The 14,666-nt window shown below is 63.7% G+C and carries 8 protein-coding genes; 6 read left to right on the top strand and 2 right to left on the bottom strand.

Annotation, left to right across the window (positions count from 1 at the left end; genetic code table 11):
• The first annotated feature begins 180 nt into the window (after positions 1-180).
• From JF616_19290 to JF616_19265, 6 genes are all read left to right on the top strand, one after another.
• Positions 181-3,327, top strand: coding sequence for a DNA polymerase III subunit alpha (locus JF616_19290; protein ID MBW8889910.1), 3,147 nt, complete (start codon positions 181-183; stop codon positions 3,325-3,327).
• Positions 3,328-3,452: 125 nt separating this feature from the next.
• Complete coding sequence (locus JF616_19285; GenBank protein MBW8889909.1) at positions 3,453-7,061, top strand: hypothetical protein; 3,609 nt, start codon at positions 3,453-3,455, stop codon at positions 7,059-7,061.
• Positions 7,062-7,125: 64 nt separating this feature from the next.
• Positions 7,126-8,310, top strand: coding sequence for a hypothetical protein (locus tag JF616_19280; protein ID MBW8889908.1), 1,185 nt, complete (start codon positions 7,126-7,128; stop codon positions 8,308-8,310).
• A gap of 127 nt (positions 8,311-8,437) precedes the next feature.
• Positions 8,438-8,929 carry a hypothetical protein gene (locus JF616_19275; GenBank protein ID MBW8889907.1) on the top strand — a complete coding sequence of 164 codons (492 nt, stop codon included), beginning with the start codon at positions 8,438-8,440 and terminating at the stop codon, positions 8,927-8,929.
• Positions 8,930-8,952: 23 nt separating this feature from the next.
• Positions 8,953-9,351, top strand: a complete 399-nt coding sequence (locus tag JF616_19270) for a hypothetical protein (GenBank protein ID MBW8889906.1) — start codon at positions 8,953-8,955, stop codon at positions 9,349-9,351.
• Entirely contained in the window at positions 9,348-9,956 is a 609-nt protein-coding gene (locus tag JF616_19265; protein ID MBW8889905.1) for a GNAT family N-acetyltransferase, read from the top strand. Before JF616_19270 ends, JF616_19265 begins: the two co-directional genes overlap by 4 nt.
• Here the strand turns inward: JF616_19265 and JF616_19260 are convergent.
• Positions 9,898-13,287, bottom strand: a complete 3,390-nt coding sequence (locus JF616_19260) for a PAS domain S-box protein (GenBank protein MBW8889904.1) — start codon at positions 13,285-13,287, stop codon at positions 9,898-9,900. The two genes, JF616_19265 and JF616_19260, sit on opposite strands and share 59 nt — an antisense overlap.
• A gap of 178 nt (positions 13,288-13,465) precedes the next feature.
• On the bottom strand, positions 13,466-14,512 hold the full coding sequence (locus JF616_19255) for a hypothetical protein (protein ID MBW8889903.1): 1,047 nt from the start codon (positions 14,510-14,512) through the stop codon (positions 13,466-13,468).
• Positions 14,513-14,666: the final 154 nt, after the last annotated feature.

Here is a 14,666-nt window from a genome sequence, read left to right as displayed (position 1 = left end):
GTCGATAGGCCGAGGCTCCGGTTGCCGTGTTGGCAGTACGTCCGAAGCGGGAGGGCCATGGATCGGACAGCGCTGGTAATCGATCGCTGATGCAATCGCCCGCGGCCCCTGAGGGACCTCTCGGGGCTGCCTTCGCCCGAGGCCCTGGCCGCCCGCGCCGCCGCCTTGGGGATGAAAGCCGTGGCCCTCACCGATACCAATCGCATGAGCGGTCTCATCCTCTTCTATAAGGCGTGCCGCGCGCAGGGGATCCATATCAAACCCATCCTCGGCATGGAAGTCGACGAGCCGGGGCGCCCGGGCGAAACCATCGTCGCCTTGGCGCGCAATGCCAAGGGTTACGGGGACCTTTGCGAGATCGCGACCTTGCGCCAGCGGGATAGGGCTTCCTTCGCCCGCATCTTCGCGCGGGAATGGCCCGACCTGATCCTGCTCACCGCCTACCCGCGCGCGCTCAAGGCCCTGCATGAAAGCCCCAATCGCGCCCGGACCTACGGCGAATTGGTCCGCCATTCGGCGGAAGCGCGCGAGCGGAGCAAAGGGGTGGCCGCGCTCTGCGAGGCTTGGAAAATGCCCGTGGCCGCGTCGGGGGATTGCAGCTTCCTCGATCCGAAGGAGCACGAATTGCACCGGGTCTTGCGGGCCATCGATCTCAACTCCACCTTGTCGCGCCTCAAGCCCGGCGAGACCGCGCCCGAGGGGGCCTGGTTCCGCTCCGATGCGCAAATGGCGGAGCTCTTCCGCGATCGCCCCGACGCCCTGGAGAACGCCGGTTGCATCGCGGACGCATGCCGCGTCGAGCTGGACCTGGGGAAATGGATCATGCCGGATATCCAACCGCGGAAGCCGGGTTACACCGCGGACGTCTGGTTGTCGAGGCTGGCCTGCCGCGGGCTCTGGCGCAAGTACGGGAACAAGCCCGCATTCGCCGAGGCCCGCCGCATCCAGGAAATGGAACTGTCGGTGATCAGGAAGCTGGGCTATTCCTCTTACTTCCTGATGGTGAAGGAGGTGCGCGATTGGGCCACCCGCGCCCTAGGCTCGCGGTATCGCCGCGCCCGCGACTGCAGCATCCTGAGGGGAAGCGGGGCCAACTCCATCACCTTCTACAACCTGGGCGTGTGCAATCTCGACCCCATCGCGCTCAACCTGTACTTCCAGCGCTTCCTCAACGAGGATCGCGCCGCTCCGCCGGATGCCGATCTCGACTTCGGCTGGGACGAGCGCGACCGCGCGCTCAAATGGATGGTCGAGCGCTTCGGGCGGGACCGCGTGGCCATCACCTGCACCACCAACCATTTCCGCGGCAAGGCCGCCTTCCGCGAAGTGGCCAAGGTATTCGGATATTCCGAAGGGCAGGCGACCGCCGTGCTCGACAGCTTCAACACCCAGTCGCGCCAAATCATCGACGATGAGGTGCTGCGCATCGGGGAGTGGGCCCGCCAGGTGCGCGGGCGGCCGCGTTTCCTGGGGCAGCACCCGGGCGGCCTCATCGTCACCAACGAACCCATCTTCCGGCACGTGGGATGCGAATGGTCGAGGACCGCTGAAGGCGGTTCTTCAGGAGATGCCCGGCTCATCACCCAGATCGACATGCACAACGGCATCGATGATCTGGGCCTCATCAAGTTCGATCTGCTCGGCAACGGTTCCATCTCGGTGCTGCGCGATTCCCTGGCCCAATTGGAGGAAGCCGGTTATCCCGATCCGGAAGTGTGGGACGTAGAAAAATGCTTCCGCGATCCGAAAGTGAACGACATGATCAAGAACGGCCGGACGCGCGGCATCTTCTACATCGAGAGCCCGGCCCAGATCCGCCTGAACCAAAGGGCCAAGGCGGAAAGCTTCGATGAAATCGTCATCACCTCCAGCCTGATCCGCCCCGCGGGGACGGCTTATTGCGACACCTTCGTGGAAAGGCATCGGAAGATGAAAAGCGGCGTGAAGGATTGGGCGTTCCTGCATTCCTCCCTGGAGGGCCTGCTCTCCGATACCCATGACGTGTGCGCCTTCCAGGAGGACGTGATCCGCATCTGCCATGACGTGGCGGGCCTTTCCTTCAAGCTGGCCGATCGCATCCGCAAGATGATGAATAGCGCGCACGAGGGCGCCCCGGAGGCGGCTGAATGGGAAAGGGTGAAGGGCATGTTCATCGATGGATGCATGGGCCGCGCGCCCGATCCGTTCACGCGGCCCCAGGCCGAAGCCCTGTGGACGCGCGTCTCTTCGTTCACGGGCTTCTCCTTCTGCAAGTCCCACAGCGCCAGCTACGCCGAGCTCTCCTTCCAATGCTCCCACCTCAAGGCCCATTACCCGGCCCAATTCCTCTCCGCCGTCATCACCAACCGCCACGGCTTCTACACCCGCGACGTCTATCTCGACGAGGCCCGCCGCTGGGGCCTGCGCATCCTGCCGTTGGACGTGAATCATTCCCGCCTCGCCTACCATGGGCGCGACAAGTGGATCCGGCCGGGCCTGGTGCCGGTACGCGATTGCCGCGAGACGGCCCTGAAGGTGCTGGTGCAAGCGCGCGAGACCGATGGGCCTTACCGCGATCTTCCCGATCTGCTGCGGCGCGTGCCCTTGCACAAGCGCGAGGCCGAGAACCTGATCCTGGCGGGAGCCATGGGCGGCTTCGGCATGACCCAGCCCGAGCTGCTGTACCAACTGGATGCCGCTTACGGCCATGCGCGGGGGGACCAGTCCGATCTCTTCGGCGGGACGGAGGTCGGAGCGCGCGCGGCCGGGCCGGGATCGACCTTAGGCGAAGGGCGGCGCGCGGCGGGATTGCCGGGGGCCTTGGAGGGGCCGGGCCTGCGCGAGTACTCGCTGATGCAGAAATGCCTGAACGAATTGCGCATGCTGGGCTACGTGCTCTCGGCCAACCTGTTGGACGTGGTGGAGAACCATCCCTTGGCGCGCGGGGCGGTGCGCGCCGCCGAGCTGGGAAGGCATGTGGGGCGTCGCGTCAAGATCCTGGGCATTCCCGTCACCGATCGCCTGCATCCGGTGGCGGACTCGGGACGCTACATGAAGTTCCTCACCTTGGGCGACAAGACGGGATACTTCGACATCATCTTCTGGCCCGATATGCTGGATAAATGGGGCGATACCCTGGCGGGGCAGGCGCCCTTCGCCGGCAACCTGCTGGAGGTATGGGGCAAGGTCGGCGAGCAATCGGGGACCTATTCGCTGGAGGCCGAGCGGGTGCGCGTGGCGGAATGGCTGCCCAACCAGGTGGACTTCGAATCGGCCTCGCGCCGGTTGCACGAGGGCATGCGCGATTATCCGGCCTACGCCGGCGGGGTGGAAGCGTTGGCGGCTTGATCGGAAAGCCATCGAGGCGCGGCCGCGTGATCTCCGTGGCGGTGCCGGAAATGTCACCGGATTCCCCATCCGGATCCGGGTTGGGCATAATTACATTTGGCCCACCCACAATCCAGGATATGCCCATGCCCATTACGCGCTCCCGATCCGCAGTATGGTTCCCTCTCGTTACCTTCATCCTCGTCGCGCTCTCCGTTCCCCTGCTCGTTCTGCAGGGATGCATCTTCTCTTCCGGAGGAAACAAAGGCAATTCCGGCCAGGCCAATCGCGGCTTCTACACGATCAACAATCCCACCGCCTACAGCAGCTTGAGCCTGGATTCGACCTACCAGGTGCAATGGTCGGCTTCCGATACGGCGGGCGTAGGCTTGGTGCGCGTGTCCGTGTACAAGGGCGATGCCTTCCTGGGCAACCTTTCCTCGTCCCAGTCGGGAACCGGCGCTTTCGTCTGGAGCCTGCCGGGCACGCGTTCCCTGGGCGGCTACCGCCTGGGTTCGGGCGCCGGCTACCGCTTACGCGTCACCAACATCGCGGACAGCTCCAAGTGGGACTTCAGCCAAGCCTTCGGCATCTATTCCATCTACTCGGGAAGCGTCGAGGTGACCGCGCCCGTAAAAGGCGCCAAGGCCAAGCTCGACTCGTCCCTGCGCATCACCTGGTCCACGACGGGCGCCGTGGGATCCTACGTGGGGTTGCAATTGTTCAAGGACACCATCCTGGCATACACCGCGACCACCTCGGCTTCCGCCGCGACCGGCTCATATACCTTGGCGAGCCTGACCTCGTCCTTAGGTTCCGGCGACGATTATCACATCCGCATCTTCGCATATGGCGATCCCGCCATCTCCCGGACCGGGCCGGCCTTTAGCATCTCTTCCAACTGGTCCGGATCGTTCGCCTTCCTTTCTCCCCGGGCCGAAGACACGCTTACGGCCGGGATGGAGGCGAAAGCCGTGTGGAGCGTCTCCGGCAATCCGGGCGCCTATGCGCAGCTTTCCCTGTGGCGCGATTCCGCCCTGGTCTCGGTTTTCGGCAGTAGCGTCACGGCTTCGGCCGATTCGTTCATTTCGACCCTCCCCGGCGGCCTTTCCACCGGCCGCTATCGCTTCCGATTGGCCAGCACCTCGGATGCGGGCATCTTCGCGTTCTCCCCGGCCTTTTTCGTCCGCGGAGCCGATCCCGACGATTACGAGAAGGACGATACCCTGGCCTTGGCCAAGCCCATCGACGCGGACGGGACGCCGCAGCAGCATACCTTGACCACGGGGGATACCGATTGGATGCGGTTCAAGACCCTGGCGGGGAAACGATACATGATGGGAACGCGCGCGTCCGGATACTTGTATTTGGACGTGCTCGACAGCGCCGGGCGCCAATTGAAGCAGTCCTATGGGACAAACATCCAATCGATCTTCGTTCCCGGCTACGCGGGCACGCATTACCTGCGGGTTCATACCACAGGCTCGGCGCCGGGACCCTATCAGATCTCGGTGCTCGAATACGATTCCTCCAGCGGCTCTTCCAAGATCGCCTTTTCCGCCCCCGACGAGAAGACCACGTGGGCGGCCGGCTCGAGCTACACCATTTCCTATACTCCCGATAGCGTGCTTTTCGGGAGCAGCGTCACCCTGTCTTTGTACAACGATACCTCATTCGTCCAGTCCATCGGAAGCTATGTGGCCAACAGCGGCGGCTATACCTGGACCATCCCCAGTGGATTGTATACGGGGAGCAAATACCGCATCCGCATTTCCTCCACGCTGGCCGGCGACATCTTCGCCTATAGTTCCTACTTCGCCATCAGCGGCTTGACCCCGGATTCCTATGAGCCCGATAATTCGCGGGGGACGGCCAAGTCCATCGACGTCGACGGCACGGTCCAGCAGCATAACATCGTTTACGGCGATACCGATTGGGTGCGTTTCGACGGCGCGGCCGGCACGACCTACCTGGCGGCGGTGAACGCCGGAGCCGCATACGTCTATCTCTACGTGACGGATAGCGCGGGCCTCGTGCAGTCCTCGCAATACGGAAGCCGTGTCTCGCTGACCTTCGCTCCGGTACGGGATGGGAAATACTACCTGCGGATACAAGGATATTCCGGATCCGGCCCGTATACCCTGTCCCTGACCGCTTATGATCCGGTTAAGGGCGGCTTGCCGGTGAAATTCACTTCGCCCGATTCCGCCGCGGTCTGGTCCGCGGGATCGAGCTATCCCATCAACTGGGCCCCGGACAGCGCGACCTTCGGCACTTTGATTTATCTCGATCTCTATAACGACACCGTTCTCGCCCAGGGGGCCAGCAGCTACCTCTCGAATTCCGGCACTTATTCCTGGCTCGTTCAGGCGGGTACCTACACCTCGAATAAATACCGCATCCGCATTTCTTCCTACAATAACCGGGCCATCTACGGATTCAGCCCTTATTTCACCATCAGCGGGATTACGCCGGATACGTACGAGCCGGATAATCTCCGCAGCGCCGCGAAGGCCATCACCGCCGATGGCGTGGCCCAGCAGCGCAACATCGTCTATGGCGACTCCGATTGGGCGCGCTTCGATGGCGTGGCCGGCAAGACCTACCTGGCCACCGTGAATTCGGCTTCGGCCACCGTCTACCTGAGCATCACCGACAGCCTGGGATACAGCCTTTCATCGGTGTCGGGAAGCCGCGTCTCGGCCAGCTATACCCCGACCCGCTCCGGAAAGTATTTCGTGAAGGTCCAGTATTACTCCGGCTCCGGAAATTATTCCCTGATGCTCGCGGCGTACGATGCCAGCCAAGGCGGCGTGCCCGTCAAGTTCACCGCTCCCGATTCCGGCGCGGTCTGGTCCTCCGGTTCCGCCTACAGCGCCACGTGGGTCCCCGATAGCGCCTGGTTCGGGAATTACGTGTCCTTGGCCCTGTACCAGGACAATACGCTCCTCTACAGCCTCACGAGCTACAGTTCCAATTCGGGCACGGCCTCCCTCTCGATCCCCTCCGGCCTCGCTTCGGGCAAGAACTATCGCTTGCGCATTTCGAACTATTCCAATCCCTTGATCTACGGTTCCAGCGCGCCCTTCACGATCGCGGGCATCGCTCCGGACTCCCTGGAGCCGAACGATTCCATCGCGACCGCCAAGGCCATAGTCCCCAATTCCCCGCGTCTGCCCCTTTCCTTGAGCTATCGCGATAAGGACTGGTTCCGCTTCGCGGCGCATTCCCAAAAGCTGTACCTGATCCAAACCGTTTCGCAGTCCGCCGTTCCCACCTTGTTGCGTTTGTGGCCCGCCGGCGGGGCGACGACCCTGCTCAGCAGCACCAAGTCTTCCCTCGACAGCGTGAATAGCCTGGCCTGGGTGGCCCCCGCCGACGGCGATTATTTCATTTCCGTGGAAGCCTCTTCGACCAGTTATTATGGCGCCTATGGTTTCGAGGTGAAAGAAGTCGATCCGTCCGCTTACAAGTTCACGGTTTCCGCCCCGGCCGCAGGCGCCGCCGCCAAAACGGGCGCTTCCCTCTCCATCCTATGGAGCGATCCCTCGTCGGTGAAAGGCTACGTGGATCTGTTCCTCTACGACGGGGACGGGGTGGTCCAGACCATTGTGGCCAACGTTTCCAATACGGGCAGCTATACGTGGATCGTTCCGGCGGGCCTGGCCGCCCGCGCGGATTATTCCGTGAAGGTTATCAGCCGGCTGAGCTCCGGCATCAGCGGCGTCAGCGGGGCCTTTTCCATCGGGCCGTGACGGAACGGGGCGGACGGGGCGCCCGGCTTGCCCCGCCCGCCGATATGCTGTACATTTGGGCAGTATGCCCGCCCATCCGTCGCCCCTGTTCCTGGCCTTGGAGGCCCCCGAGTTCCCGGCCCAGGCCATCGCCGCCTGGGACGATCGCCTGCGCGGCCGCCCCTTCGCCGTGGTGGAACAGGATCCCGACAACCATAAGACCTACGTCGTCGCCGTCTCGCCGGCCGCGCGCGCCGCCGAGGTTTTCGCGGGCATGCCTTTGGCCGCCGCGCGCCGCCGCCTGCGGGGCCTCGAGGTCGCGGCGCGCAACCCCGCGTGGGAAACCGCCCTGGGCGACGAACTGCGGGCCTTGGCCTTGCGCTATACGCCCGAGTCCGAAGTGCGCGGGGGCCGCGCGCTGTTGGACATGACCGGCACGCCGGCAGCCCGCGCCTTGCGTCCCTTAGGCCTGGCCCGTAAGCTGCTTCGCGATGCCCGCTACGTTTCCGGCCTGGAGGAAGTATACGCGGGCGCGGCCGCCACGCGCCTCATGGCCCAGGTGATGGCGCGCCTTGGCGCCGGGCGCGACGAAGGCGCCGCGGCCTGCCCGCCGGGATCGGAATCCGGCATCCTCGATCCCTTGCCTCCCGCTTGCCTGCCGGGCTTGTCGCCGCAATGCCGCGCCCGCATCCGCCGCTATTCCCTGGAGAGCGTGGGCCAGGTGCGCGCCTTGGGCCGCGAGGCGCTGGCCGCGCGCTTCGGGGCCGAAGGCGACAAGCTCTTCACCCTGTCCTGCGGCCTCGATCTGGAGATCGGGCGCGCGGCGATCCGCGATCCCTCGGCCGAGACCGTACTGGACGCCGACGGCAACGATGACGACGCGCTGGCGCGCGCCGTGCGGCTTACCGCCGACAAGCTGGTCTTCCAACTGCGCGCGCGCGGGCTGCAGGCCGATCGCCTCACCCTGGCCATCCGCTATGCCGACGGCAAGTCGGCGCGCAAGACCGCATCCGTGCGGCCGCGCACCGACGTCTTCGCGATCCTGGCCGCCCTCGCCCACGATCTCTTCCGCATCCTCTACCAGCGGCGCGTGGCGTTGCGCGCCGTCTCCCTCACGGCGCCGGCCCCCAAACCCGATACCGGCCAGACCGAACTCTTCGCGACCGGGGACGATCGCCGCCAGCGGGCCCTGGGCGATGCGATGGCCAAGATCCGCGCGCGCTCCGGCTTCGGGGCGATCCTGAGCGCGGGAAACGCCGGGGACGCGTAGGGCTTTCGTTACGCGAAATAAATATGTCAGGAATTGTGAGATCGCTACGAGGCGGTTTCAGGGGTCGGATCGCGAACGATCCTTCGCTACATTGGCGGGAGTCGTCCGCATCCCGAGAAAAATGCTTATGCCTTCGCTTCAGTCTTTCGCCGCCGCCCTCGTCTTCGTCTTCCTGTTCGCGAGCGGGTCCGCGTCCTCCGCCGAATTCTCGCGGTCCGATTGGTCCAACCCCGCCCAAGCCGGCAGCGCCGTGTGGATCAAGAACCGCCTGGCCCGGGCCGTGACCCTCGATAGCCTATACGTGCGTACCCTGGGCTTCCGGGGATTCGGCGAAGTGGCGTTCAACGCCGGCCGGCGTCGCGTTTGCTTCACGCTGCATGGGGATCCCCGCGGCCATTGGGCCCGCCTCATCCCTAAGGACCGCCGCCGCATCCGCGTGCGGGCGCGCGATAGCCTGATGATCACCGGCTTCGAATGCGGCTCCCGCCTGCAGGCCGGGCAAGATGCCAAGCGGGCCGCCGAGGAATTCGTGCTGGACCTGAAGCTCGTGGACGACCGGGGCGGGCGATCCGAGGTGAAGATCAGCCAACTGGCGCCGAGCTATCCGATCAAGGATTGAATATATTGGCGCCTGGGCCTCGCATGGGAATCGCCAAGGACAAGCTGACCGAGGAACAGAAGCGCGAAGTGGAGCGCTTGCGGCAGTTCGTTTCGCGCAACCGGCTCAACGTGCTGATGAATAGCACCAAGTGGCGCGCCGCCATCGATGCGGTCGCCGGCATCGCCGGTTACCCGGCCCCCTTCCGCGTGCGGCAGATTACCGACCTCCAGGACCCGCCCTTGTCATGGTCGCCGGGCTTCCCGGCGGGCCTGCCCTTATACAACGCCATCGAATGGATCGAGTTGGACGTGCGGCCGGATCGGAGAGGGCCCGATTTCACGGACCCGTTGCAACGCGCCCTGAAGGCGGCCGGAGTCCCCATCGCGATCGAAGAGACGGGGCTGCGCATCCTCGGGCATGCGCGGCCAGGGCGACCATGATAACGGATGAAAAGAATACCAAGCATTACGGCCGGGGCGATGGCTACGATCGATTGCGGCCGCTCACCGATGATACCGTACCGGACGTGAAAGTCCTGATCGCCGACTCCGTGCTGGAATTCTACGGCGATCTCGAATTCCTTCCGAAGGACCGGGATGGTTTGCTGCTCCATTATGAACGAACGGGCTATCTGCGCGATCTCGACGATCATGCTACGGTATACGGGCCCGGAGACGGCGTATTCCTGGTCCTTTACCAGGACGGAGCGGTGATCGGATGCGGGGGCTTGCGCCGCCTAGCGGGAATGGATGCGGAACTGGTGCGGTTATGGCTCAGGCGGGATCGCCGCAAGTTGGGATTTGGCCGGATGGTTTTCGAGCGGTTGCTGCGGGAGGCTGCCGCGCTTGGATATGCGCGCATCTTTCTCGACACCTCGCATCGCTGCAAGGACGCTGTTCGGCTGTTCCGCAGGAACGGCTTCGTCGATTGCGCTCCGTACAAAGAGAGCATCGGCGAGGTATTCATGTGCCGGGGAATCGGGAATTTCACGCCGAAACCGAATCCAGCACCATGCGCACCTTGCTTACCAGGTTTTCCGGCGTGAACGGCTTTTGCAGGAATGCCTCCGTCTTCGTGAAGACCCCGTGCCGGACGACGGCGTCATCCGTGTATCCCGACATGTAGATGGTTTTCAGGTCGGGGCGGATGAGCTTCATCCGATCGGTGAGTTCGCGTCCCCCCATCTGGGCCATGATCACGTCCGTCAACAGAAGATCGATCTTCCCCGGGTATTCATTGGCGGCCTCCAAAGCCTCCACGCCATTGCCCGCTTCCAGCACGCGGTATCCGTGGGACTTGAGGATATCCCTGACGAGGCTGCGCACGGCGAAATCGTCCTCCGCGATCAGGATGGTTTCCGTACCGGACATATCGGATCCCGTCCCCCCGCTTTCCTCGATTTTCTTTTCGCCGTTCACGATCCCGGCGGCCGGGAAATACACCTTGAAAGCAGTGCCTTTGCCTTTCTCGCTTTCCACCCCGATGCATCCGCCGCTCTGGCGCACGATTCCGTAGACGGTGGAAAGCCCCAGGCCCGTCCCATGACCCGTTTTCTTGGTCGTGAAGAAGGGTTCGAAGAGGCGGCTCTTGACCGAATCCTCCATGCCCACGCCCGTGTCACGGACGGTCAATCGCACGTATTGGCCGGCTATGGCGGGTTCGTTAAGGCACCCGGGCTCGTCCGCCATGTCGACCTGATGCGTCTCCAGGGAAAGCAGGCCGCCTTTGGGCATGGCATCGCGGGCATTCACGACCAGGTTCAGGATCACTTGCTCGATCTGCCCGGGATCCGCCTTGATGGTATCGATTTCGCCGTCCAGCCGGACCTGGAATTCGATATCCTCGCCGATGAGCCTGCGTAGCATCGTTTCCATCTGGGACGCGACGTCGTTGAGATTGACGGCCCTGGGGGAGAGGATTTGCCTGCGGCTGTAGACCAGCAGTTGGTTGGTGAGGGACGCCGCCCGATCGCCGGCCTTGCGGATTTCCTCCAGGTAGGACCGCCGCGAATCCTCCCTTTCCATCATGCCGAGCAGCAGGTCGGCGTATCCGTTGATGGCGGTGAGCAGGTTGTTGAAATCATGGGCGACGCCGCCGGCGAGCCGGCCCACCGCCTCCATCTTCTGCGACTGGCGGAACTGCTCCTCCGCCTTGCGCAATTCGGTCGTATCCTGGGAGATGGAAATGACCATACGCACCCTGCCGGCATTGTCCAGGATGGGTTTGGCCCGGGTGATCAGCCAACGCTCCTGGCCTTCGCTTCCCAGGCGGTACCGCAATAAGGTGGGAGGGGTTTCCAGCCCTTTCAAGGCTTGGCGCAAAGGCGTCTGCTCCGGAGGCATCGGCTTGCCGCTTTCGTCCATGATCTCCATCCGCCGCAGGGATTCCTCCAAACGCATTTCATCCCGCCGTTCGGTGGGCTGCGCCGGGTATTCCAGCATGCGCGCCGCGGCCTGGTTGGAGAAAACCAGCGCTCCGGATGGCGAATAAACCAGGATCGCATCCGCTATCCCTTGTAGGATCACGTCGAGCTGATCCCGGGATCGGCGGACTTCTTCTTCCGCCTGCTTCAGGTTACGATGGAGGAGGAGGTTATCCAGCACGCCGGCCAGGCGGAGGCCGATGTCCTTGAACAGTCGGAGATCGTTCGCGGGCCAAGGCGCTCTCTCCGCGCAATGGACGACGGAAAGGGCCCAAGGCTCCCCTATTTTCGGGCGGATCAAGATGGCGGCAAGCGAACCGCCGGATCCGGATAGGCAAGGTTCCAGTCCGGGTATAGGGTTATCCCGATCGATGAGGATGGGTTCGGAAGAGAAATGCAGCGCGGAAGCGAATCCGGAATTCATGGGGGCGCCGTCGACGATTCCCGCGCCCCCAGGCCCTGATGGCGGCCCCGCTGGCCTTGACAGCGGCCCTTTGCCGGCGGCCCTTTTAACGGCGACATAGGGAAGTCGGAAACGCGCCGTATTCCGGGAAAGCGGATGGATGAGAAAGGCCGCATCCCCCCCGAATATGGCGTTGATCTTTTCCACGGCCAGTTGCAGCACTTGCTCCATATCCAGGTTCAATTCCAGCACGGAGGAAATGCCGTCCATCCCCTCCAGGTAGCGCACCTGGGAGGCCCGCGCCTCCTCGACTTCCTTCTGCAGGGTGATGTCGCGGATGACCTTGGTGAAACCCGTCAGGGCGCCGTCATCCCTCCGGATGGGGGAGATGATTTCTTCGCTCCACACGTAGGTTCCATCCTTACGCACGCGCCAGCCGGAGTCCTTGTTGCGGCCTTGCTCCACGGCCGTCTTCAGTTCTTGCGCGAGTTTTCCCAGGGCCCGGTCCTCGGGGGTGTAGATGATCGAGACGCTCTGGCCCAGTATCTCCGCCGCTTCATAACCGAGGATCCGTTCGAAGCCCTTGTTCCAGGTCATGACGCGGCCTTCCGGATCGAGCAGGACGATGGCGTAGTCCTGGATTTCCTCGACCAGCCGGCGGTTACGCTCCTCGCTCTGTTGCAGCTTCTCCCGGGCCATCTGGCGCTCGGTCTGGTCGCGCATGATTTTGATGTACCCGCGCAACTTCCCATCGTGGTCCAGGACCCGCGTCAGGATTCCCGAGGCCCAGAAACGCGAACCATCCTTCCGGACGTGCCAACGTTCATCCTCCGCGCGGCCCGCGTCCAGGGCCGATTTGATTTCCTTCTCGGATTCGCCCGCCGCGAGATCCTCAGGGGTAAACAGGATTCTGACGTCGCGGCCCAGGATTTCCTCTTCGGGATAGCCCAGCACCCGGGCCGCGCCCGGATTCCAACTGGAAATCTTCCCGTCCGGGTCCAGCATGAAGATGGCGTAGTCCACGATATTCTCGTAGACCAGACGCGAATCCTCTTCGACCCGCTTCACGCGGGCGCTCCCTTCGTCCACGCTCTTCCGCAACTCGCTGGTTTCCCGGCGCATGGACGCCTCTTGCTCCCGGATGGCCAGGCCTTCCCGGAATACCTGCGCCAGCATCCGGATACGGGGCGAGAAGGACGGCGCGTCCAGGGGGAGATACAGGAAATCGACGATGCCGAGCCCGTAACCGCGGCGCACCTCGGATTCATCGGGCTTGGAAGAGTTGATGACGACGATGGGAGTGGCATCGGAGCCGGGGGCGTTCCTGATCTTTTCCACGGACGAGAGCGGATCCGCGCCGGGCAATTCCAGGTCCAGGATGATCATGGCGAAGCGGGAGCTCGCTATCTTCCCGAGGGCCTCGCCCAGATCGTTAACCGCGGTGATCTCCGGGGATTCCTCCCGCATGGCCCGGGTCAGGGCTTCCAGCTTGATCGGGTCGATGCTGATCAAAAGCAGAGGGATGGGATCGGGGCGGCCGGGCTTTTCCATGGAAGCGGTCTCCCATCGGGATTTAAGTAAGACGGAACCTGCCGGCGGGGCCGCCATGGGCCCCCCCGTACTGATCAAAATAGAGAATCGGGCGGAGGGATTCCCGAATGTTTTCGGATCCGGATCGCGGTGTCAGGAATGTTTCCGCATCTCCGCGGGCATTGGCGGATCGGGAATTTCACCGGCCCGAAGATCGGCCGGCATTCAAGCTCATGCCCCATCGCCATGGCTGGAAGGCGTCGGGGCCGGTTCGCGCCGGATTCGTCCACCCGAGCTCGAGGGAAGATTCCACGGACAGGAAATAACCATGGGGGAGATCCTTCCGCAGTTTTAAATCCAGACCCGTCCGATAATCCGCGTAAGTATCCAAGGCATACCACGCTCCCGCCTGGGCCTGGCAGCCGGCGGGCATCGCGAAGGCGTAGCTGAAAGCGGGGGAAAACGAGAAATAGGATCCGGGTTGGGACCCCTGCCTGTTCGCCGCGGCTTCGAGGGACGCATGGAAATTATCGCCGCCCGCGAGCGGAAAGTCGCGGCCTGCCTTGGTCCAGGCATTCTCGCCCAATCCCTTCCATCCGCCATCCCATTGCTTGGAAAAACCCGCTTCGAAGGACGCATTCGCGTCCATGAAATACCAAGCCTTGGAGGCCAGTAAGCCGAAGTACCGATAGGAACCCCAATCTTGCGCCTGCGCGAATCCGGAAGAGAATGAGAGGAACAGGTTCTTCAGCATCCCGTCCGGCATTCCCGCCTCCAGGGCCGCCTCATACGCCGAAGCGCCCCCCAGGCTGGACCGGTTCGCATTCGCGGACAGACCCAGATGCAAATCCTGGTTCCCCAAGGAAACGGGCCAGCTTTGGCGGGCATAGGCGGTATAGGTCCATTCGCGGCTCTCGATTCCGGCTCCAGCCTTTCCATCGGGAGGAAGGGGACCCGCCTGGTCCAGCCCGCGGGAATGTCCCGCGCTCGCGCCCCAGTCGAAAGCGGGCCTTCGGGAGCGGGCCTCATCGTCAAGGTCATCCTTCCCTTTGGAATCGGGAGCGGCGGACGGCCATAGCCGCTCGAAGATGCGGGATCGCTGGACGAGCAGATCGTCCCGGAAATTCCCGGCGGCGGGAAGCTCGGCGGCCAGGTGATGGCTTAGGGCCAAATCGATTTCCTGCCGACCGAGGGCCAGTTCCCCTTGCGCGTAATGAAGGCTATCCTCGCGCGTCCGGCTTTCCATGAGAAAGTCCCGGAACGCGTCTTTCGGCAGCGCTCGCTCGACCGCGGCGCGAGGATCCTCCGTACCGCGAAGGTGGAAGGAATCCGCCGGACATGCGAACCCCGGCCAAAGCGCGAGGAAGCCGGCGAAGCGATGGAGTCGGGAGGGGCGCATG

The sequence above is a fragment of the Fibrobacterota bacterium genome (genome assembly GCA_019509785.1).
Lineage (GTDB): Bacteria > Fibrobacterota > Fibrobacteria > UBA11236 > UBA11236 > Chersky-265.
The sequence above is the reverse complement of the archived record's forward strand: the minus strand, read 5'-3'. Positions and strand labels throughout refer to the sequence as shown.